Below are 21,357 nucleotides of genomic sequence, written 5' to 3' on the forward strand. Positions count from 1 at the left end.
AGGGCGTCAGCGGACATGCAGGATGAAAATCCCGAGTAGAACCATGAGCGCGATCACCAGCGCGAAGAGCAGCAGATCGGGCCAGTTGGTGCCTTTTTCGTCCGGCGCTTCCTCGGCGTCGATCAGCGCACGCAGCATCCGCATCCGCACGAAGGCGAGGATCACCACCACCCCGCCGCTCAGCACCATCGCGAGATCGGACCAGCCAGGAATATCCGCCCGGGTCAGCTTCGCGGCCGTCAGCCCGACGCCGACGATCGCGATGGCCGTGCGCAGCCAGGCCAGAAAGGTCCGCTCATTCGCGGCGTGATCCTTGAAATTCTCCTGCGGAGACACTACCGAACCTGCCTTTCCATCGCACCTGTCGCGGCGCGCCGTGGGCGTGCCCGAGAGGTCGCCCTTCGCGCCGCTCGTGCATCGGAATCGCCCCGAGGCCCCGGTCGGTTCCCCGGCCCCGCAAATTGGCACGCCGCCCTTCCCCTTGGAGCTTTGGCCCACGCTTCAACCCGTTTCACGGCAAACGTGAGGTGCGGATCACGCATTCGTTGCCCCGATCAGCACCGCGGGAGCACATTGCGAGCGCCCCAACGACAGCTTGGCGCTTGAAAAATAAGGAGAAACCGGACGCGCGCGCTTTCCGCACAGGAAAGTATGCCGCAGGGTCCGTTCAACCAAATTCATCATCGCGTGAGGTGAGGTGGTCGCGCCCCCGTGACTGCATCATCCTTAGCGTTCGCGAACATACGGCCCCGCGCCACATGGTCGTGATCGTCCCTGCGCGGGCGTCGGTGCGCCCGACATCTGCAAACATATGCATGTTTGGAACTGATCACGCTGCCGTGCATTGTTCGTGAAAGAGACATGAAAACAAACCGACCAACCGGGCTAAAGGGAGAATGGAACAGTGACGAGCATCCACGCGTCGCACCGGCTCGGCCCGGGTCAAGTCTGACACCGGAGCCAGCCTATGCAAATCACCGAAACGCTCGGCCTGCTGCTCGCGCTCAGCTTCGTCATCTCGCTTCTGGCGTTGACGATCCTGATCTGGGCGATCGCGAACAAGCAGGTCCATACGCCAGACGCCGATGACGCGCGGACCATTTTCGAGCCCGGCGAGGGCGCGGATATCGACTATCCCGACAAACCCCACCATTTCGACACCGCCCGCAGCGGCATCGACGCGAACTCGTCCAGCGTCGTTATGTGGCTCATCGCGGCGGCGGTGTTCTGGCTGATCTACGGCTCGCTGCACGGGCTGGCCGCCTCGCTCGAACTCCACCTGCCCGACCTGATGTCGGGGACCGCGCAGATGACCTTCGGGCGGATGCGCACCGTGCACCTGAACTCGGTCGCCTATGGCTGGGCGAGCCAAGGCGGGCTTGCCGCCGTGTGCTGGATCATCCCGCGCATCTTCCGCACCAACCTGCGCATGACGGGCCTTCTGAAGGTCGGGATCGTGCTGTGGAATATCGGCCTCGCCGCGGGCGTTCTGGCCATCGCGAACGGCTGGACCGACGGTCTCGAATGGCTCGAGATCCCGTGGCAGATCGACATCATCCTCGCCGCCGGCGCGGCGTGCTTCGTGGCCCCGCTGATCGCGACCGCGAAGAACCGCAACGTCCATCACATCTATGTCTCGGGCTGGTATTTCCTCGCGGGCGTGCTGTGGTTCCCGGTGCTGTTCATCGTCGCCAACATCCCCGGCGTCCATCACGGCGTCGAGCAGGCCACGATGAACTGGTGGTATGCCCATAACGTGCTGGGCCTGTGGCTGACGCCGCTGGGCGTGGGCACGGCCTATTACTTCATCCCGAAAATCATCGGTAAACCGGTCTATTCCTACGCGCTGTCGCTGGTGGGCTTCTGGGCGCTCGCGCTGTTCTACAGCCAGGTCGGCATCCACCACCTGATCGGCGGCCCCGTCCCCACCTGGCTGGTGACGCTCTCGGTCGTGCATTCGGTGATGATGTTCGTCCCCGTCATCGCGGTGGCGATCAACCAGCACGTCACGGTGGCGAGCAACCTCTGGGCGCTCAAGGAGTCGATGCCGCTGCGCTTCATCTCCTTCGGGGCGGTGATGTACACGCTGGCCTCGTTCCAGGGCTCGATCGAGGCGCTGCGCTCGGTCAACTCGATCACCCACTTCACCCATTACACGGTCGCCCACGCACACCTGGGCGCCTATGCCTTCGTGTCGCTGGTGCTGATGGGCGCGATCTACCAGATCGTGCCGCGCGCAACGGGCAAATACTGGCCCTTCCCGCGCATGATCGCATGGCACTTCTGGCTGAACGTGATCGGCTTTGCCGTCTACTTCTTCTCGCTGACCATCGGCGGCGTGCTGCAGGGCCTCGCCCAGCTTGATGCGACCAAGCCCTTCGCCGACAGCGTGATCCTGCTCAAGCCCTATCTCGAAGGCCGCTCGCTCGGCGGCGGGCTGATGACGCTGGGCCACGTGCTGCTGGCGATCAACCTCATCGCAATCGGCTTCGCCAAGAAGACCCGTGAGACCGAAACCGAAAACATGGTGGCTGCAGAATGAACCGCTATCTTCCTCTCGCAATCACGGCGCTGGCGATCCTTGCGCTCGCGACCCTGTTCCTGGTGATCGCGCCGGGCATGCAGATCAGCGCGCAAGGCCCGTCGCAGGGGCTCAAACCCTACACCGAGGCCGAGGCGCGCGGACGTGCCGTCTATGTCTCGATGGGCTGCCTCTACTGCCACTCGCAGCAGCCGCGCTCGCTGGCGCAGGCCCCCGATGCCGAACGTGGCTGGGGCCGCGCCTCGGTCGCGGGCGACTATGCTTATGACGACCCCCACCAGCTGGGCACGATGCGCACCGGGCCGGACCTGATGGATATCGGCGACCGCCTGCCCTCGCAGGCCTGGCAGCTGACCCACCTCTACCAGCCCCGCGCCATCGCGAGCTGGTCGATCATGCCCGCCTACCCCTACCTCTTCGAGCATAAGGACAAGGCCGGGCCCGACGATGTGGTGGTCAAGCTGCCCGCGCAATACGCCCCGAAATCCGGTGTGATCGTGGCCAAGCAGGATGCGCTCGACCTCGTGACGTATCTGCAGGGCATGAAGCGCCAATACGCCCCGCCGAAGGACGGTCTGCGCGACAACGGCTACGCGCTGATCGCCGAGAAACAACGCGACGCGACCGATGCCACCACGGCCTCGAACTGAGACCAGGGAGACAAGAATGACCGATAAGAAACCCGATCCCCGGCGTCCCGACGAAACCTTCGAACCGTTCGAGGAAACCCGCCGCATCCCGTGGCCCGTCTATTCGATCGCGATCGCCCTCGCGATCTGGGGGGTGATCATGCTGGTCCAGACCAGCACCGCCGTTCAGGTTGCCGACAAGGCGCAAGAAGAGGTGGCCAAGGAGGATGGCACCAAACTCGCTCAGGCCGCCGCGCCCGACCTGGACGCGGGCAAGACGCTGTTTGCCGACAATTGCGCCACCTGCCACGGCGATGCGGGCGAAGGCGTGGCCGGCGCCTTCCCTCCGCTGCACGGCTCGGATGTCGTGAAGCTGGGTGGCGCGAAAGCCGTGACCCATATCGTGATGCGCGGCATCGGCGGCAAGCTCAACGTCAATGGCGATGGCTATGAGGGCCAGATGCCCGCCTTCGGCTCGGTTCTCAGCGACACCGAGATTTCCGAAATCGCGTCCTATGTCGCGACCGGGCTCAACGACGAAGCCAAGACGATCAGCGCCCCCGAGGTGGCCGATATCCGCAAGGTCGCAGGCGACAAGGACCCGTTCGATGGCGGAGCCGGGCTTGCCGGGTTGATCAACGACCTGCCCGCGCAGCCGAACTCCGAAGCGGCCGATCAGGGCGCCGATTCCGAGCGTGTCGCCCAGCTTGTGGGTCAGGGCACCGACACCGTCTGGGCCTGCGCAAGCTGCCACGGCGACAAGGGCGAAGGCATCGAGACCGTGCCGCGTCTGGCGGGCCTTCCGGCGCCCTATCTGGCCAAGCAGCTGCATGACTTCCAGAGAGGCACCCGGTTCAACGACTCGATGGCCTATGTCGCGAAGGGTCTCAGCGATCGCGAGATCGGCGAGCTCGCCAATTACTACGCGAGCATGAGCAGCCCCTCGGGCGCGAAACCGTCGCTGCAGGGCGATCTCAAGCGCGGCGCGCAGCTCGCCAAACAGGGCGACTGGTCGATCGGCGTTCCGGCCTGCTTCACCTGTCACGGGCCCTCGGGCGTCGGCGTCGCGCCGAACTTCCCCGGGATCGCCGCGCAACAGCCCAGCTACGTCGCGCATCAGCTCGCGATGTGGGCAGGCGGCGCGCGCCATAACTCGCCGCTCGGCCTGATGGCAGGGATCGGCAAGGCCCTGAACGACTCCGATCGCCGCGCCGTGGCCGATTACCTCGCCTCGCTCGCCCCGATGCCGGCGATGGACAAAACCGAACTGGCCGCGATGGAAAGCAACATCCCGGTCCGTGAAGGAGTGGATCAATGAGTAACAAGCACCCGTCCGATATCCCTCCGCGCGGAGAGACCAAATCCTCCCGCGGGCAAACCGTGCTGCGGGCGATCCTCGCAGTGGGCGGCGGCCTCGTGCTGGTCGTGCTGGGCTCGCTCCTCGTCGATTTCGGCCTCGCCCCCAGCTGGCTGACAGGCGCCACCCGCGACCAGAGCGAAGCCGAGACCGCCGCAGCGCAAAGCGGCGGCGACGGCAAGCAGGCCGCGCTGTTCCAGCCGCCTGCGGAAAGCACCATCCCCGACGACGATTTCGGAAAATCGGTGCGCCGCGGCATGGCGATCTTCAACGATACCGGCACCAACGCGCATGACTTCGTGGGCAACGACCTGTCCTGTTCGAACTGCCACCTCGATGCGGGCCGTCAGGCCTATTCCGCGCCGATGTGGGCCGCCTACCCGGTCTATCCGAAATATCGCGGCAAGAACAAAATGGTGAATACCATGGAGGACCGCATCAAGGGCTGCTTCACCTATTCGATGAACGCGCAAGGCTCGCCCTCGGGTGGCCCGCCGCCCTATGGCTCGGATGTCTATCGCGACCTGCAGGCCTATTTCTTCTGGATGTCCAAGGGGCTGCCCACGGGCGAGAAACCGGAAGGCGCAGGCTTCGGCAAGATCGACAAGCCCGATCAGGAGCCCTCGCGCCAGCGCGGCGAAGAGGTCTTCGCCGAGAACTGCGCGGTCTGCCACGGCGCCGACGGTCAGGGCCAGAAGGACATCAACGGCAAGGTCGTGTTCCCGCCGCTCTGGGGGCCGCACAGCTTCAACTGGGGCGCGGGCATGCACAAGGTCGACGCCGCCGCCGCCTTCATCAAGCACAACATGCCGCTGTCGGAGCCGAACAAGCTCAGCGTGCAGGAAGCCTGGGACGTGGCCGCCTTCGTCGACAGCCATCCGCGCCCGAACGACCCGCGCCAGATTGGCGACGTGACGGTGAAGGACGCCTTCGACAAATGGCACCACAAGCACCAGGGCTTCTACGGCAAGGAAGTCGATGGGGAGCTGATGGGTCCGGGCTACCCGTCCGGCGATCAGGCCTCCGTGCCCGCGCAAAACGAAAACTCGGGCGGCTAAGCCTTTCCCTTAGACGACCCGAACGGGCCGGCGCAGCGATGCGCCGGCCCATTTTTTGCGCCACTCTCATCCCTCCGTGCGCTTGCCTTTGGCTGCCTGTGCTGCAATATGTATGGCGGAACATATCGAAGGAGGCCCCATGTCCCTGCCCCGCATCCTCGCCCTTGCGCTGATCCCGGCGAGCCTCGCGCTGCCCGCCCGCGCCGAGGACGTCACGATCTTTGCCGCCGCCTCGATGAAGACCGCGCTCGATCAGGTGGCGAAAGGCTGGGAAGCCCAGACCGGCGATGTGGCGCATATCTCCTACGCGGGCTCGGGCGCGCTGGCCCGTCAGATCGCCGCCGGGGCACCGGCCGACATCTATATCTCCGCCAATCCGGGCTGGATGGAGACGGTCGCGAAGACGGGCCGCATCGAGACGCAAGAGGACCTGCTGGCCAACCATCTCGTGCTGATCGCCCATGACCCGAAGGCCGCGCCGGTGACAATCTCGCCGGATCTGGACATCAAAGCGCTCCTGCAGGGCGGCAAGCTCGCGATGTCGCTGGTGAACGCGGTGCCTGCGGGGCAATACGGCAAGGCGGCGCTCGAGCATTACGGGCTTTGGTCCAAGGTCGAACCCGAGGTCGCGCAGGCCGATAACGTGCGCGCGACGCTCGCGATGGTGGCGCTTGGCGCAGCGCCCTACGGCATCACCTATACGACCGATGCGGTGGCCGAGCCGCGCGTGCATGTCGTGGCGACCTTCCCCGCGGACAGCCACCCGCCGATCCGCTACCCCGCGGCCCGTCTTGCCGACAGCGACGCGGCTAAAAGCTTCTATGCCGAGCTAAAATCGGATGCCGCCGCGAAAATCTTCCACGACCAAGGGTTTGAGACGCTGAAATGAGCTGGCTGTCGCCCTCCGACTGGCAAGCGGTTGTCCTGTCGCTGAAAGTGGCGGGCTGGGCGACTCTGTTGTCGCTACCGCCGGGCCTGTTCGTGGCCTATGCGCTGGCGCGTTGGCGCTTTCCCGGGCGCAGCCTCGTCAACGGGCTGGTGCATCTGCCGCTGATCCTGCCGCCCGTCGTCACCGGCTACCTGCTGCTGATCGGCTTCGCGCCGAACGGGATAATCGGGGCGGCGCTGGCGAAGATCGGGATCACGGTGGCCTTCTCGTGGCGCGGGGCGGCGCTGGCTGCCGGGATCATGGCCTTTCCGCTGATGGTGCGCGCGATCCGGCTCGCGATCGAGGCGGTCGACCCAAAGCTGGAACAGGCGGCCTCCACCCTCGGGGCCTCACGCATCGCCAGTTTCGCAACGATCACCCTGCCCCTGATCCTGCCCGGCATCCTTGCCGGCAGCATCACCGCCTTCGCCAAGGCGATGGGCGAATTCGGCGCGACGATCACATTCGTATCGAACATTCCCGGCCAGACCCAGACCCTGCCGCTCGCGATCTATTCGCAATTGCAGGTGCCGGGCGGCGAGGCGGATGCCGCGCGGCTGGTGGTGATCTCGGTCACGCTGGCGCTTGGCGCGCTGTTGGTCTCGGAATGGCTGGCGCGACGGATCGCGGCGCGGATCGCGGGGCAAACCTGATGCTGGAAATCTCGCTCAGCCATCGCCTGCCCGCGCTAGATCTCGACGTCGATTTCACCGCGCCCGAAGGCGTCACCGCGCTGTTTGGCCCGTCCGGCGCGGGCAAGACGACGGTGGTGAACGCGGTCGCCGGGCTGCTGCGTCCCGACCGGGGGCGGATCGTGGTGAATGGCGAGGTGCTGCTCGATACCGAGGCCGGCATCTGCCTGCGACCCCACAAGCGCCGCATCGGCTATGTCTTTCAGGACGCCCGGCTTTTCCCACATCTCAGCGTGAAATCGAACCTGCTCTACGGACAACGTTTCAACAAAACCAAGACCGCGCCGGAGTTCGACCGCATCATCGACATGCTCGGTCTCGGCGCACTGCTGGAGCGCCGTCCGGCCGCACTTTCGGGCGGCGAGAAGAGCCGTGTCGCCTTGGGACGCGCGATCCTGTCGAACCCGCGGATGCTTCTGATGGACGAACCTCTGGCCGCGCTGGATGCCGCGCGGAAGGCGGAAATTCTTCCATATATCGAGCGGTTACGCGACGAAGTTAAACTTCCCATTCTCTATGTCAGCCACGCCCCCGCCGAGGTCGCGCGGCTTGCAACCTCCATCGCTCTGATCGAAACCGGACGCCTGCGCGGCTTCGGCCCCGCGCGCGAGATCCTGTCCGATCCGACGCTGGCCCCGGCGCTCGGCCAGCGCGAAGCGGGCGCGGTGATCTCGGGTCGGGTTCAGGAGCAGGAGGACGATGGGCTGACCCGGATCGAGACCGCGGGCGGGCCGGTGCTGCTGCCCTATCGGGCGGGCCAGCCCGGCCAATCGCTGCGGCTGCGCATCCATGCGGGCGACGTCACGCTGGCGGTTGGACGCCCCGAGGGGCTGTCCGCGCTCAACATCCTGCCCGTCACCGTCGCGGAGCTGCGCCCCGCGGGTCCACCAAGCGTCTATGCCCGCCTGAAGATGGGCGACGAGCATCTACTGGCCCGGCTCACCACCCGCTCGGTCGAAGCACTTGGCCTGACCGAGGGGATGGTGTGCCACGCGATCATCAAGGCGATGTCGGTGGCCTCCGAGGATGTGGGCTAGCGGGGCTTACCCCGCCAGCAGCGCCGCGTTGCCGCCCGCCGCGGTGGTGTCGACGCACAGATGCCGCTCGTGGAGGACATCGGCCTTCTGCACCGCGCCGGTGGTCAGCGTCAGGATCGGACCTTCGCGTTTCGCAAGCGCTTTCACAAGGGCGCGGGTATCGTGGCCCCACCAGATGGCACCGGCTATATCCTCAAGCGTCTCAAGCACTTCCGGGGCGATCTTGCCATCGGCACCGACGGCCACACCGCCCAGTTTCTCGACCGCCTTGATCTGCGCGACCTGCGCAGCCTCGCCTGGACCGAGGCACAGGATCGGCCCGCGCGGATAGCGACGCAGCGTGTTCGCCTCGCCCGTCGGCCCCGGCAGTTCCAGCGCCTCGATCGGCTCGCTTGCCTCGGCCTTCGCCGCCGCTTTCGCGAGCTTCTTGCGCAGCGCATCGAGATCGGCCTTGTGGCCCCATTCGCCATTCTTCGACGACGCCTCGGGCGCCATCGCGAAGCGCGTGAGATACAGCGGACCGCCCGCTTTCGGACCCGTCCCCGACAGCCCCTCACCGCCGAAGGGCTGCGAGCCCACGACCGCGCCGATCTGGTTGCGGTTGACGTAAAGGTTGCCGACATGCAGCGCGTCCGAGACCTCCTGCACGCGGTTGTCGATCCGGCTGTGCAGACCGGCGGTCAGGCCGTAGCCGGTGGCGTTGATCGCGGCGAAGACCTTCTCGATATCCTCGGCGCGATAGGTCGCGATATGCAGAACCGGGCCGAAGACCTCACGCTCCAGCGCCTCGATGCCGGAGACTTTCACCAGCGTCGGCGCGATGAAATGCCCCTTGGACGGCGCGTCGAGCTTGTGCAGCACGCGGCCCTCTTTCTCGGCAGTCGCGATATAGGCGGCGATGTCTTCCTGCGCCTCGCCGTCGATCACCGGGCCGACATCGGTCGACAGATACCACGGATCGCCCAGCGACAGCTCGTCCATCGCGCCCTTGATCATCGAGATCAGCCCGTCAGCCACGTCTTCCTGCACATAAAGGCAGCGCAGCGCCGAGCAGCGTTGACCCGCCGACTGGAAGGCCGAGGCGATGATGTCGCGCGTCGCCTGTTCGGGCAGCGCGGTCGAGTCCACGATCATCGCGTTCAGACCGCCGGTCTCCGCGATCAGCGGTGCGGTCGGATCGAGATTGTCGGCCATCGACCGGCGGATCATCTTCGCCGTCTCGGTCGAGCCGGTGAAGGCGATGCCCGCGATCTTCGGGTTGGACGACAGGGCCGCGCCCACCGTCTCGCCCTGACCGGGCAGGAGTTGCAGCACGTCGCGCGGCACGCCCGCCTCATGCATCAGGCGCACGGCGATGGCCGCGACGAGCGGGGTCTGCTCGGCCGGTTTCGCGATCACGCCATTGCCGGCGGCTAGCGCGGCCGAGATCTGGCCGGTGAAGATCGCCAGCGGGAAGTTCCACGGGCTGATCGCCGCGAAGATGCCGCGCGCGGTCGGGTCGCTCTCTTCGGCCTGCGCGGAGTAGTAATGCAGGAAGTCGACCGCCTCGCGCAATTCGCCCACGGAATCGAGCTGGCTCTTGCCCGCCTCTTTCGCGAGCACAGCGAAGAAGGGGCCGAAGTTCACCTCGTAAAGCTCCGCCACGCGCCGCAGCACGGCGGCGCGCTCAGCGACCGGGGCAGTCCACGGACGCGCAGCGTCGATGGCGGCCGCGACACAGGCCTCGTCGGCCTCGGTGACGCGGGCCACCTCTTCGCCGGTCGAGGGGTTGATGACGGCCACGGCCTCGCCGGTCGCCTCGCCCGCCACCAGCGGGCCCGCATCCGGGATCGCCACATTGCGGGCGGCGTCGATGCGCGCCAGCGTGCCCTCGTCGGTCAGATCGAAACCCATGGAATTCTCGCGGGACTCGGCGAACACCTCCGAGGGAAGCTTGAGCATCGCCGAGCGCTCGGCATTCGCAAGCTGCACGAACGGGTCTTCTGCGATGGTCTCGGGGGCCACGTCCTCATCGACGATCTGGTGCACGAAGGAAGAGTTCGCGCCATTCTCCAGCAGGCGACGCACCAGATAGGCGAGCAGGTCGCGATGCGCGCCGACGGGGGCGTAGATGCGGCAGCGGGTGCCTTCCTCGCGGTGGACGATCTCGTGCAGACGCTCGCCCATGCCATGCAGACGCTGGAACTCGTAGGGACGGCCCTCGGCCATCTCGAGGATCGCCGCGACAGAATGGGCGTTATGGGTGGCGAATTGCGGATAGATGCGGTCGGTGTAGCTGAACAGCTTGCGCGCATTGGCAAGGTAGCTGACGTCGGTCGCAGCCTTCGTGGTGAACAGCGGGAAGTCCGGCAGGCCTTCGACCTGCGCCAGCTTCATCTCGGTGTCCCAATAGGCGCCCTTCACCAGACGCACCATGATCTTGCGGTCGAGCTTTTCCGCCAGCGCGCCCAGCCAGTCGATCACGAGGCTCGCGCGTTTGCCGTAAGCCTGCACGACGACGCCGAACCCGTCCCAGCCGGCAAGCTCGGGGTCGGACAGAACTTCCTTGATGATCTTGAGCGAGATCACCAAACGGTCCTGCTCCTCGGCGTCGATATTGAGGCCCATGTTCCCGGCCTTGGCGGCCTTCGCCAGATCGCGCAGCACCGGCACGATCTCGGCCATGGCGCGCTCTTCCTTGGCGACCTCGTAGCGCGGATGCAGCGCCGAGAGCTTCACCGAGATGCCGGGATTTTCGGCCACGGGGCGGTCCTTGCAGACCTTCGCGATGGCGGCGATGGCGTCGGCGTAATCCTTCGCGTAGCGCTTGGCGTCGCGCGCGGTGCGGGCGGCCTCGCCCAGCATGTCGTAGCTGTAGGTATAGCCGCGATCTTCGAGCTTCTTGGCGCGGCTCAGCGCGTCCTTGATCGTCTCGCCGAGGACGAACTGGCGGCCCATCTCCTTCATCGCGCGGCTGACGGCGGCGCGGATCACCGGCTCGCCCAGACGGCGCACGGCCCCGCGCAACACGCCTGCCATGCCGGGCTTTTCGTCTTCCAGCACGCGGCCCGTCAGCATCAGCGCCCAGGTCGAGGCATTGACCATCGAGGACGAGGCCGTGCCCATATGCTTGCCCCAGTCCGACGGCGCGATCTTGTCTTCGATCAGTGCGTCGATCGTCTCGGCATCGGGCACGCGCAGCATCGCCTCGGCCAGACACATCAGCGCCACGCCTTCCTGCGTGGACAGGCCATATTCCGCGAGGAAATGCTCCATCAGCGTCGGTTTGGCTTCGGTCCGGATGCGGCGCACGAGCTTTGCCGCGCGGGCAGAGATCTGCGTGCGATCACTCTCGCTCAGTTCGGCTTGGCCCTTCAGGCGCTCCAGAAGTGCGGCTTCATCGGCGAATTTCGCCTGCGTTGTGAACTGATCGAACGTGTCGCCCATGCGATCCTCCCTTAAATCTGATTGTCCGATATTATGCGATTTCCCCTAGGCGATTGGCTCAAAGATTTGCTAAGCGATGGTCTCTAAGACTTATTTTTGGAGACTCCGCAGCCCATGAGTGAAGAGATCGATGCGATCGACAGGCGAATCCTAAACGAGCTTATCGCCGATGCACGCCTCCCCGTGGCTGAGATAGCGCGCAGGGTCGGCTTGTCGAAGACGCCGGTGGCCGCGCGCATCCGCCAGATGGAGGAAACCGGGCTCATCAAGGGCTACCGCGCGATGATCTCGCCGATCAAGCTGGGGCTGACCCATGTCACCTATATCGAGCTGAAATTGAGCGATACGCGCGAGACCGCGCTGAAGGCGTTCAACGCCGCGGTGCGCGCGATCCCCGAGGTCGAAGAGTGCTACATGATCGCCGGGGGCTTCGATTATCTGGTGAAGATCCGCGCCCGCGACATGGCCGATTACCGGCGGATCATGTCGGAAGAGCTGTCCACCCTGCCCCATGTCCATTCCTCCTCGAGCTATGTCGCGATGGAGACCGTGGTGGAGGCGAGCGCGCCGCCGCTGGAGTGAAGCAACGCAGGGCCGCGCCCGATCGCCGGGCGGGCGTCCCTCGCCATGTGGTCTGCACTTAATCGCGGCCAAATCCGGATAACCTCGACCCGCGCGCTTAGCCCTCCAAGCGCCCGCCCGAGGGGGCGGTCGGGCGCTGCCCGGGCCGCTTCGCGGCTGTCCCGGGCAAAGGCTCCACTTGGCACGGGGCGACCAGCCCCGGGCCGCGCCCGACCCTCCCCCGGGGGGGCGCATTGTCGATGCCAGCGCGGGCCCACGCGTCATTCGGGCTTGCAAGATAAAGCGCTCAGCCACAAACGGATCAAGGCGCCCACCCGAGGCTCGGGCGCATCACTTACACCTCAGCGCAATAGAAAAAGGCGGCAGGTCTCACCTGCCGCCTCTCATTCCGATCAGGCCGAACTCACTCGCCCTGTTTCTTAATCCGCCCGTCGAGCTTGGGCGCAACCGTGCCCTTGTTCTCGACATAGGTCATCACGTCATTGGCCATCAGGTTGCCGTTGCCCGCGTTCACGATGACCTTGCCGCCGCCAAGCGCGCCATACCCATCGCCGCCGCCCAGCATGTAATCGTTGGTCGCGACCTTATAGACCTTGTCCTTGTCGAGAGGCTGACCGCCCACCTCGACCGAGACCACGCGCGACCCGGCCGGCGCGCTCGGATCATAGACCACGCTCATGCCCGAGATCTGCGGAAAGCGGCCCGCGCCGTTCTCGACCTGGCTGAAGCCGTTCTCCAGCGCGCTCAGAAGCTGCGAGCCGGGGATCTCGGTCACGACCGTCTTGTTGCCGAAGGGCAGCTCGGTCAGCACGTCCTTGCGGGTGATCTTGTGGCCCGCGTCATAGGTCGTATCGCCCCGGATGCCGCCGCCATTGATCAGCGTGACATCGGCCTTCGTCGCATCGCGCAGCGCATCGGCGATCAGATCGCCCATCGTGCTCTCCTGCGAGCGCACGACATTGCGCCGCGAGTCCAGCTCGGTTTCCGACGTGCCGATCTGCTGGCCGAGATTGTCGTCGAGCTGCTTCTTGAACCCGTTGACCAGATCCATCGATTCCGGGTCCGGCGTGACATTCGCGGTGTCGATCCAGCGGAAATTCGGGGTCCAGCTGATCTTGCGCTTGCCGTCCTTCTCGGAGATGTCGACGGTCAGATCGAGCGGCTGCAGATAACGCGCGTCGATCGAAGTCTCCACGTAAGCCGTGATCCCGTCATAGAACATCGCGTTGAGGTGGTCGTCGCCGGACATGATCACGTCGAAATCCTGGCTCGCGATCAGCTTGCGGTCGTTGGACTGGTCGGTCTGCACGACGCCGATCACCAGATCCGCGCCGTCCTCGCGGGCCTTCTTGGCGGCCGCGATTGCGGTGTCGACGGTGGGCTGGAATTTCAGATCGCCCGAATTGGCGACCTCGGGCGTGGTGTCTTGGGCCACCGGCACCAGCGCGACCTTGAGGCCTGCGATCTCCTTCATCATCACGCCGCCAAGCCCCTGAATGGGCGAGCCGTCAGCTTGCGTGATGTTGATCGCGGCCCAGGGGTATTTCGAGCCTTCCATCTTCTTCTCGAAATTCTCAGGCCCGAAATCGAACTCATGGTTGCCCGGCACCGCGATGTCGAAGGGCACGATATTGGTCAGGTCGATCGTGTTCTGGCCTTCGTCGATCCCCGACAGAAGCGAGGGCGAGAGCATGTCGCCATCGAAGACATAGAGCGTGTTGGGATTGTCCGCCCGCTCCTTCTTGGCGACCGCGTTGAGCCGCGCGAAACCGCCACGCTCGCCATCGCCGTCGAAATTGTAAATATCGCCGACCCCGAGGATCGTGAGCTTCACCGTCTCGGCCTGAATGGGCCCGGCGGCCAGAAGCCCGGTCGAGGCGGCGCCCAGCATGAGGGCAGCCAGACGGCGCTTGAAATCGGACATTTCGGTCTCCCTGCGGAATAATCTTTTTTCATAGACCCCGAGCGGCCGCAGTTATCGGCGCGCCGAGGCGTGAGAGAAAGATTAGCCGCACTCCGCCACGGCGCAAACCGATAGTCGGATGACCTTGCGTTCTCGTGATAGGCAGCGCCTGTTTTCGCGTCACTTCGCAGGCGGTAGAAGCGCGCGGACGCGACCGGCCACCCCTGTCAGACCAAGCCCTGTCAGACCAAGGTGCCCGCCAAACGTGCGAACAGCGCATGCGCCGATGGCTCGTCGATCAGGTCGACAGTGAATTGCGCGAAGGTCAGGCCGGTCTCGGGCGCGCTTGCGAACATGATGCGCACATCGTCGCCGGCTTCCGTGATCGTGTCGAGCTGGCCGCCGAACACGGTGGTGTAGTTCCCGGCGAACCCGGCCATCAGGTTCTCCAGTGCCTTGGCGCAGGCCACGATCTCGTCCGACGACCCTTTGACGGGCCGCAAGATCCGGTCTCTGGGGCCGATCCGCCCGGCAAGCTGCAAGCCTTCGGGCAGCTCGATACCGAGCCTGAGCCGCGTGGTGGCCAGCAGCAGCGGGCTGTCCTGCTTGGTTTCCATCTCGGCTTCGGTTTCGGGCATGACGGGCCCGGTGACATTCGGCCCCGGCTCACGAACGGGCTCACGCTCCGCGTCGCGGCCCGGCTTGGACGAACGCGTGACCCGTCGCGGCGAAACCTCGGGTGTGCGGTCGACGGGATGCGGGTCAGGCCGAAACTCGGGCTCCGCCCCGGGCGGCGCGACGGGCGCGCCGGAATTTGCCGGTTGCGAAGCCCGTTTACCCACGCTGCGCGAGCGGAACGGCAGCACCGCGCCCCCATGTTCGGAGAGCAGCGGCGACGGCGCATCATGGGTGCCGATCGCCAGATCCGCCTCAGTCTCGGGATCGAGCGTATCGAGCCCGGCCACCGCGCGCCCCGTCATCGCCCCGAGCGCCGCGATGAGCGCCGCACCACCGCTGCGCTGGAAGGCTTCATCCGAGGTCTCGGCCTCGCGCAGGAGATCGCGCGACCCGTACAGGAAGGCGACCCGCGAGAAATAGGCCGCCGACTCGCGCTGAACCCGCGCCTTCAGCTTCGCCCGGTCGGTGTCGTTGCGCAGCTTGTCGCCGCGCGAAATCGCAAGCAGGCAATCCGACGGGCGCGCTGGCCCGAGCCGCTCGATCATCGTCTTTTCGGTCAGCCGCCATGCCTGCGAGGCGATCGTCACCCAGATCATCACGTCGCAGGTCGCGATCAGCCCGATCTGCTCTTCGTTCACGTCTTCGGGGCGGCTCAGCGGCACTTCGACGAACTCGAACCCCTGCAGATGCGGCTGCGCGGAATAGACGTAAATCTCGGACGGCACGGCCCAGCCTTCTTCGACCTCCGCCGCGTCGATCTCGCGCCCCGTCGCGTCGCGCATCACCACACCCGGCGTCGCCCGGTAGCGCGCGACGACCGTTGGACGCTCGGTCCGGCCCAGATTGTCGCCGATGCTGCGCGCCCGCAAAATCGCGTTGAGCACGGTGGACTTGCCTGAATTGACCTCGCCGCAAATCGCCACCCGAAGGGGCGCGCGATGGGGATCGGGCGGCGCGTCCTCGCGGTTGAGCTCTTGCTTGAAAATCATTGTCCTTTCGCCCTCACGCTGCGCGCGTCGCGGGTTTGCGCCGTGGCATCATGGTGCTGCTCACGGCGCTCTCGATCGCCCCGAGATTGATCAGACGCCGTTCGAGCACTTCCAGCTTGCTCTGGATCCGGGACGCCAGGCGGCTTTGCATCTGCGGATCACGCGCCAGCCGTTCCAACTCGGCCCGCTCCTGCTTGAGCTGCAAGGTCCGCTCGCGCACGATCATCTCCATCATCCGCACCATCACCCGCAGCCGCGACCCGCCCGCGCTGGCGCGTTCCACCAGCGCCTCGCCATAGGCCTGCAGGATCTTCTCGACCGCAGGGCGCAGCTCTTCCGCAGCCACGATCCGCAACCCGTCGAGGGTCTTCTCGATATTCACGGTCGGACCGCGCCAGAAGGCCCAGCCCCGCTCCAGCGCGAAGTTGATGCGCAGCGCGCGCCGGGTCAGCGTCAGCGTCGAGGTGAAGGTGTCATGCGGCATATCCGACAGGTCGATCTCTTCGCTGGGATCGTCGAACCGGTCCGCCACCGTGGTGCGGCAGGCATGGATCGCATTGTCGAGCAGCACGTCGATCGCCGCACGCGACCGGGCGTAGCTTTTCGTCACCTCGCGTTCGAGCGCGATCTGCAGCGCGGTCGTGTCGGTCTCGAAGCTGCGCGGCGGACGGCCGTCGCGGATTCGGTTGGTGCGCAGAACATCCTCGAACCGGTCGCGCTGGCTCAGGACGAAATCCTCGATGCTCTTGTTGAGCCGCGTCTCCAGCGCCGACCAGCCGCGGTTGAGCACCGCTTCGATCTGATGCTCGGCGCTCTCGACATGGTTTTCGAGCGCACCACGCAGCGCTTCCGTTGCCGCGATCTCGCCGCTCATTTCCTCGATCGCGGCCTCCGCCACGTCAGAGCGGATGCTCTCGATCTGCATCTGCAGCGTGTCGCGTTCGCGGCGGGCGACGAATTGCATCCCCGACAGCTCCGCGCGCAGATCGCCGCGCAGCTGAGCGAGCTGCTGACGCCCGACGCCGCCGTCGATCACGGCAGAGAGCACATGCTTGACCTCTTCGACGCCCGAGGCCAGCAGCAACCGGTCGATCGGGTCCTCGGGCACGCGGCCGAAACGCGAATACAGGTATTGCGCCAGCTCCATCGAATCCATCTCGGCGCGCGCCCAGGCGGCCTCCTCGTCGGAGCGCTGCGTCAGATCGGCGAGATAGGCGCTGCCTGCCACGATCTTGAAGTCGATATCGGGGATCGCCGCGCGCAGACGGCGCGACACATCGGCGATCACGCGGGGCACTTCGACCGCGTAATCGTCCAGCTCGTCGATCCGGTTGAGGAAGATCAGCACATCCTTGTCGTCCTGCTTGGCGAGGATGCGGATCAGGGCGAGGTCGACATCGGTCAGCGGCTGATGCGCCGAGAGCACCATGATGAACACGTCCGAACGGTCGAGCGAGCGACAGGTGAACTCGTCGCGCACGAGGAACGGGTCGTTCACGCCGGGCGTGTCGGTGATGATCGTCGGCACCTGAAACTCGGGCAAGCGCATGTAAATATTGGCGCTTTTCGTGAGCGCCGCATAGCGGCCAAGCGCCTCGCGCTCCAACCCGTCATCCGCTCCGGGCCCTGCGCAGACATAGCGTTGCAGCAAATCGGGTGCGAGGAAGTCATAGTCGTGATGCTGGCCCAGCAGCATCTGGTAATGCTTGCCGAGACGTCGCTGGGCGCGGCGGCGCATCTGCTCGGACTGCTCGCGCAGAATGTCGGTATCGAACCCCGGCAGCAGCTCCTCGGTCAGCTTGCGGATGCGCGTGCCGCCATTGATGATCTCGTCCCAATCGGCCTCCGAGAAGAACTCGAACCGCGCCCCCGTCACCGGGTCTTCGGGCAGGTTGATGCGCATATTGGTCACGACAGAGGTCCACGGATTCACGTCCGAGGGCAGGAAGTCATGCTGGTGCAGGAAGGCGTTGAGGAAGGTCGATTTGCCCGCCTTCACCTGCCCGATAACCGCCACACGCGCCGCCCAGTCATGCAGCCGCAAGCGCAGATCGCGGATGCGCGGACGGGCGCTGCGTTCGACGGAGGCCTCGATCCGGTCGAGCGCGCCGTTGAGAAAGTCGAGTTCCTTACGCAGTTGCGGGGCAATCTTCATGGCTTGGTCCTCTTGCTCGCGTAGGCTGGCTCGAATTCGGTCGGGGTTTCGGCATCCAGCCGATCAAGCAGATGTTCGACATGGGCGAGAACATCCGCGGCATCTGTGAACGCGTAGCCCGCCGTGAGTTCCTCCCACAGCGCGCGGGCCGGGCCCGGCATCGGAGGTGTTTCCGCGGGCGGATAATCGGGCAGCGGCGAGTCGAGGATCAGTGGCTCGGCATCCGTTACCTCGGGCAGCTCCGCGCTTTCCGCCTTGATCAGGCGCGCCGAGCGCAGACGGCGCGGCTTGACCGGCGTGCGCGGCTTCGGGAAGGCGATCACGTCGCGCTCGCCCACGAATTTCGCGACCGTCTCATTCGCGGCCCCCGAAGGCTGATCGATCTGCCCGACCAGCCGCTCGATCTCGCGCGCGATCTGCGCCACGTCCGAAGGCTCGGTCAGCGCGGCCAGACGGATCGTCGGGAAGACCTCCCCCGCCTCGCGCTCGACCCGGCGCATCAATCGCGCGCGAGTGCGTTCGTCGGGCAGACGGTCGCCATGGGTCACCACCAGCATCGGCTGTTCCAGCAGCGCCTCGGGCATTTCGTCCCAGACCGCCTTCTCGCTTTGCCGCCATGCCTGCGTCGCGTTGGTGCACCAGATCACCAGATCGGCATAGCGCAGCATCCGCTGCCAGCTTTCCATCGGCATGTTCGGGTCCGACGAACCGGGCGTGTCGATGATGTCGATCCGGTCGAGGATCGGCGCGTTATGGGCGATCACGCAATAGCGCGCCTTCTCCAGATTGAGCTGCGCCAGATCGGAGAGCGGGCGCGCGACCTCTTCCTTGTCGATCCAAAGCTGCGCCCGGTCCCCGCCGCGCACCAGCCAGATCGGCGGCAACGCGGTCGCGGTGACATGCGAGGGCAGCACTTTCTCGCCCAGCAACCCGTTGATAAGGCTGGTCTTCCCGGCCGAGAATTCACCCGCGACCAGAACCCGCAGCTTGCGCGGCTTCGGAGTGGCCTGCGGGGCTTGCGCTTTCGACAGGTCCGGCAAGTCGGGGCGTTCACGTTTGCGCAGCGAGTTCATGCCGAGAGCCTTTCCTTATCTTGACCGGACGCGCCCGACAGGCAGCGCTCGCGCACCGCCTTGCAGAACTGACCCTGATCGAAGGCGAAGCGCTCCACGATCTCGCGGCTGCGCGCGATGGCTGGGTCGAAATATTCGGTCATCAGATCCTCGATCAGAGGCGTGGTTTCCGCGATGATCACCTCGCGATAGCGCGCCTGCGCCGCCCCCTTGCGGTTGAAGCGCCAATAACGACGCCACCATGCGCCCTGCATGTCCAGCGTGATCATCCGCGCCAGTACGGTCGGCGCGCGATGTTGCGGCTGTTCGGGGAAGCGGCTGACGTCGGCCTCGCGGATCACGCCGAACTCGGCGGCGAGGAAGCTGTCGATCCCGTCGCTCACCATATCGAGCGCCGATTCCCCCTTGCGCCGCAGCCGCGCGCAGTTCGACGCGAAGGCCGTCTTCATTGCCATGCGCAGCGCGGTCGGATCATGGGTCCACGCGCCGATCTCGCCATAAGTGTCGATATGCGATTGCAGCGCCTCCAGCGCCGAAGCCACGAATTGCTCCTGCGCCCGGTCGAGCCGCTCGCGCAGCTCCGCGCGCAGCCCCGCCGCCTCGTTATTGAAGGCCGACACCGCCTCCTCCTCGATCTCGGCGAGGCGGAGCATCAATTTCGACTCGCTGAGAATGGTGGACGGATCGGCCACGCGCGCGACGCTATCGACGGTCTCGGCGCGCTCGATGATGCGCTCCAGTTCGTCCTGCACATCGCCCAGCACGGCCTGCCCCGGCCCGTCGACGATGCGGGTGACGACGGCCTGCATCAGCGCACCGATCCCGGACGCTTCCATCGCGCGCTGGCGCAGCTCGGTCTCGCTGCTGGGCGTGGTGCCGGTCATCTTCTCAAGCGCGGCGCGGCTGGCGGGCGCCATCTCGCTCACATCGCCCATCGCGCAATTGGCCCAGTAGCCCGAGCCGAAGAGGATCTCGATCTCCTCGCCCAGCCCCATCCGGCCCAGCGTCTTGCGGATCGAGTTGCGGATCGCAGTCTGCGCCCCGCGCGGATCTTCCAGCTCGTCGATGCGGTTGACGAAGATCACCACTTCGCGCGCGTCGATCGCGCAGATGATGCGCAGAAGTGCCAGATCCATCGTCGTCAGCGCCTGATGGGCCGAAAGCACGACGATACAGGCGCGGCTGTCGCCAATGGCGTTCAGCGTGATCTGCTCGCGCATCATAAACGTGTCATTCACGCCGGGCGTGTCGCGCAGGCACAGGCCGCGCGGCAGATGCGGCAGATCGAGATAGAGATCGGCGGATTTCGTCAGATCGGCATAGGTGCCCTCACTGGCGCCCTCGGCCAGATCGTCGGGATCACCGTAGCAGATATATTGATCCAGCACCGCCTTATCGAGCGTCGGGAACGCGCGGCTGGTGCCCAGAAGGTCTTCGAATTGCTCGCCAAGCCGCGCCTCGGTCGCATCGCGCATCGCGGTGACCTGTTTGCGCACGCTCTCTGCTTCGGTCTCGAAGCCCGCGCGGTTGGCCATCTCGCCCAGACGCCCGCCGGTCGCCACAAGCCGATCCCATTCGTGGCGGTCGAAGAAGCGAAACAGCGCGCGCGTGTCCATCGGGCGGTGGCGCGCGTTCAGATGCAGCGCCGTGATCACCGAGGTCCACGGGTTCACATCCGAAGGTAGCATCCCCGGCTTGCCGATCAACGCGTTGAGAAGGGTGCTTTTTCCCGCTTTGACCTGGCCGATGACGCTGACGGTCGGCTCGAACGCGTCGATCATCTCGAGAACGGTGTCGAGCTGATCTTCGACGAACCCGAGATCGGCGTCCGAGACGTCCTTTACGGCCTGTTCAAGCTGATCGAGCGTCTCCCAGTAAGAATTGAGCGCCTCGAAACCACGGCGATGCCAATCAAAGATGGAATTCGCTTCATACACGAGGGAGCTCTCCTTTTCCGCAGGGGCGATGCGGATTTTTGGGTGACACACGGTCCGGCACGCCCATGCCGACCGAGACCACCAATGTTACAGGGACGGCGCGCGCCCCCTTCTTGGCGACGCACCGGCTGGGTCGGTTCGTGCTTAAAGTTCTCTTGCCCAGTCATGTCCGAAATGCGGCAGAAATTATGGCAGACCGACCATAATTGCCGTTTTCGGTGCAGTTTGCCCTCCCGGTTGCGATGCGAAAATGCGTTTGTTCTCTTTGCTTTGCTGGGGATTCTGCAATTGCATGACGCAGGGGAAGTCTCGTTTCAGCCCTATTTCCTTGGCTCTTCACGAATTTGTGAGTGTTTCCGGCTGCGTTTATA

Annotated in this window: 15 protein-coding genes; 8 read left to right on the plus strand and 7 right to left on the minus strand. The window is 65.5% G+C overall.

Going from position 1 to position 21,357, the window contains the following annotated elements; genetic code table 11:
• Window positions 1-6 precede the first annotated feature (6 nt).
• Window positions 7-336, minus strand: coding sequence for a YidH family protein (locus tag ACZ7GB_RS13665; protein WP_472159080.1), 330 nt, complete (start codon window positions 334-336; stop codon window positions 7-9).
• Between the two features lie 631 nt (window positions 337-967).
• Here ACZ7GB_RS13665 and ACZ7GB_RS13670 point away from each other — a divergent pair.
• From ACZ7GB_RS13670 to modC, 7 genes are all read left to right on the plus strand, one after another.
• On the plus strand, window positions 968-2,542 hold the full coding sequence (locus ACZ7GB_RS13670) for a cbb3-type cytochrome c oxidase subunit I (protein ID WP_472159082.1): 1,575 nt from the start codon (window positions 968-970) through the stop codon (window positions 2,540-2,542).
• A complete protein-coding gene (locus ACZ7GB_RS13675) occupies window positions 2,539-3,192 on the plus strand; it encodes a cbb3-type cytochrome c oxidase subunit II (protein WP_078540647.1) in 654 nt (217 codons plus the stop codon). Before ACZ7GB_RS13670 ends, ACZ7GB_RS13675 begins: the two co-directional genes overlap by 4 nt.
• Before the next feature lie 16 nt (window positions 3,193-3,208).
• Window positions 3,209-4,489 carry a c-type cytochrome gene (locus tag ACZ7GB_RS13680; protein ID WP_472159083.1) on the plus strand — a complete coding sequence of 427 codons (1,281 nt, stop codon included), beginning with the start codon at window positions 3,209-3,211 and terminating at the stop codon, window positions 4,487-4,489.
• Complete coding sequence (locus ACZ7GB_RS13685) at window positions 4,486-5,586, plus strand: c-type cytochrome (RefSeq protein ID WP_078570959.1); 1,101 nt, start codon at window positions 4,486-4,488, stop codon at window positions 5,584-5,586. Before ACZ7GB_RS13680 ends, ACZ7GB_RS13685 begins: the two co-directional genes overlap by 4 nt.
• Before the next feature lie 139 nt (window positions 5,587-5,725).
• Entirely contained in the window at window positions 5,726-6,475 is a 750-nt protein-coding gene (gene modA, locus ACZ7GB_RS13690; RefSeq protein WP_472159085.1) for a molybdate ABC transporter substrate-binding protein, read from the plus strand.
• The gene (gene modB, locus ACZ7GB_RS13695) at window positions 6,472-7,167 is read left to right on the plus strand and encodes a molybdate ABC transporter permease subunit (RefSeq protein WP_472159086.1); all 696 of its coding nucleotides are present in this window, start codon (window positions 6,472-6,474) and stop codon (window positions 7,165-7,167) included. The genes modA and modB overlap by 4 nt, the downstream gene beginning before the upstream one ends.
• Window positions 7,164-8,243, plus strand: coding sequence for a molybdenum ABC transporter ATP-binding protein (gene modC / locus ACZ7GB_RS13700; RefSeq protein WP_472159111.1), 1,080 nt, complete (start codon window positions 7,164-7,166; stop codon window positions 8,241-8,243). Before modB ends, modC begins: the two co-directional genes overlap by 4 nt.
• A 6-nt stretch (window positions 8,244-8,249) precedes the next feature.
• On the opposite strand, the gene putA is transcribed toward modC, so the two are convergent.
• A complete protein-coding gene (gene putA / locus ACZ7GB_RS13705) occupies window positions 8,250-11,669 on the minus strand; it encodes a bifunctional proline dehydrogenase/L-glutamate gamma-semialdehyde dehydrogenase PutA (protein ID WP_472159088.1) in 3,420 nt (1,139 codons plus the stop codon).
• Between the two features lie 114 nt (window positions 11,670-11,783).
• Here putA and ACZ7GB_RS13710 point away from each other — a divergent pair, with 114 nt between their 5' ends.
• Window positions 11,784-12,251, plus strand: coding sequence for an Lrp/AsnC family transcriptional regulator (locus tag ACZ7GB_RS13710; protein ID WP_075774978.1), 468 nt, complete (start codon window positions 11,784-11,786; stop codon window positions 12,249-12,251).
• A 403-nt stretch (window positions 12,252-12,654) separates the two neighbouring features.
• On the opposite strand, the gene ACZ7GB_RS13715 is transcribed toward ACZ7GB_RS13710, so the two are convergent.
• The 5 genes from ACZ7GB_RS13715 to ACZ7GB_RS13735 all read right to left on the minus strand — a co-directional run bounded on the left by ACZ7GB_RS13715 (window position 12,655) and on the right by ACZ7GB_RS13735 (window position 20,986).
• Window positions 12,655-14,175, minus strand: a complete 1,521-nt coding sequence (locus ACZ7GB_RS13715) for a bifunctional metallophosphatase/5'-nucleotidase (protein WP_078550085.1) — start codon at window positions 14,173-14,175, stop codon at window positions 12,655-12,657.
• Between the two features lie 221 nt (window positions 14,176-14,396).
• On the minus strand, window positions 14,397-15,821 hold the full coding sequence (locus ACZ7GB_RS13720) for a GTPase (protein ID WP_472159089.1): 1,425 nt from the start codon (window positions 15,819-15,821) through the stop codon (window positions 14,397-14,399).
• Window positions 15,822-15,834: 13 nt separating this feature from the next.
• Complete coding sequence (locus ACZ7GB_RS13725; protein WP_078550081.1) at window positions 15,835-17,976, minus strand: dynamin family protein; 2,142 nt, start codon at window positions 17,974-17,976, stop codon at window positions 15,835-15,837.
• The gene (locus tag ACZ7GB_RS13730) at window positions 17,973-19,049 is read right to left on the minus strand and encodes a dynamin family protein (RefSeq protein WP_472159090.1); all 1,077 of its coding nucleotides are present in this window, start codon (window positions 19,047-19,049) and stop codon (window positions 17,973-17,975) included. Before ACZ7GB_RS13730 ends, ACZ7GB_RS13725 begins: the two co-directional genes overlap by 4 nt.
• Entirely contained in the window at window positions 19,046-20,986 is a 1,941-nt protein-coding gene (locus ACZ7GB_RS13735; protein ID WP_472159092.1) for a dynamin family protein, read from the minus strand. The genes ACZ7GB_RS13730 and ACZ7GB_RS13735 overlap by 4 nt, the downstream gene beginning before the upstream one ends.
• Between the last annotated feature and the right edge of the window lie 371 nt (window positions 20,987-21,357).

This window comes from Thioclava sp. PTB-PU3-1 (assembly GCF_055666785.1).

Coding starts and splice junctions, on each gene's coding strand:
- ACZ7GB_RS13670 (WP_472159082.1), top strand. CDS start 968: ATGCAAATCACCGAAACGCTCGGCCTGCTGCTCGCGCTCAGCTTCGTC.
- ACZ7GB_RS13675 (WP_078540647.1), top strand. CDS start 2,539: ATGAACCGCTATCTTCCTCTCGCAATCACGGCGCTGGCGATCCTTGCG.
- ACZ7GB_RS13680 (WP_472159083.1), top strand. CDS start 3,209: ATGACCGATAAGAAACCCGATCCCCGGCGTCCCGACGAAACCTTCGAA.
- ACZ7GB_RS13685 (WP_078570959.1), top strand. CDS start 4,486: ATGAGTAACAAGCACCCGTCCGATATCCCTCCGCGCGGAGAGACCAAA.
- modA (WP_472159085.1), top strand. CDS start 5,726: ATGTCCCTGCCCCGCATCCTCGCCCTTGCGCTGATCCCGGCGAGCCTC.
- modB (WP_472159086.1), top strand. CDS start 6,472: ATGAGCTGGCTGTCGCCCTCCGACTGGCAAGCGGTTGTCCTGTCGCTG.
- putA (WP_472159088.1), bottom strand. CDS start 11,669: ATGGGCGACACGTTCGATCAGTTCACAACGCAGGCGAAATTCGCCGAT.
- ACZ7GB_RS13710 (WP_075774978.1), top strand. CDS start 11,784: ATGAGTGAAGAGATCGATGCGATCGACAGGCGAATCCTAAACGAGCTT.
- ACZ7GB_RS13715 (WP_078550085.1), bottom strand. CDS start 14,175: ATGTCCGATTTCAAGCGCCGTCTGGCTGCCCTCATGCTGGGCGCCGCC.
- ACZ7GB_RS13720 (WP_472159089.1), bottom strand. CDS start 15,821: ATGATTTTCAAGCAAGAGCTCAACCGCGAGGACGCGCCGCCCGATCCC.
- ACZ7GB_RS13725 (WP_078550081.1), bottom strand. CDS start 17,976: ATGAAGATTGCCCCGCAACTGCGTAAGGAACTCGACTTTCTCAACGGC.
- ACZ7GB_RS13730 (WP_472159090.1), bottom strand. CDS start 19,049: ATGAACTCGCTGCGCAAACGTGAACGCCCCGACTTGCCGGACCTGTCG.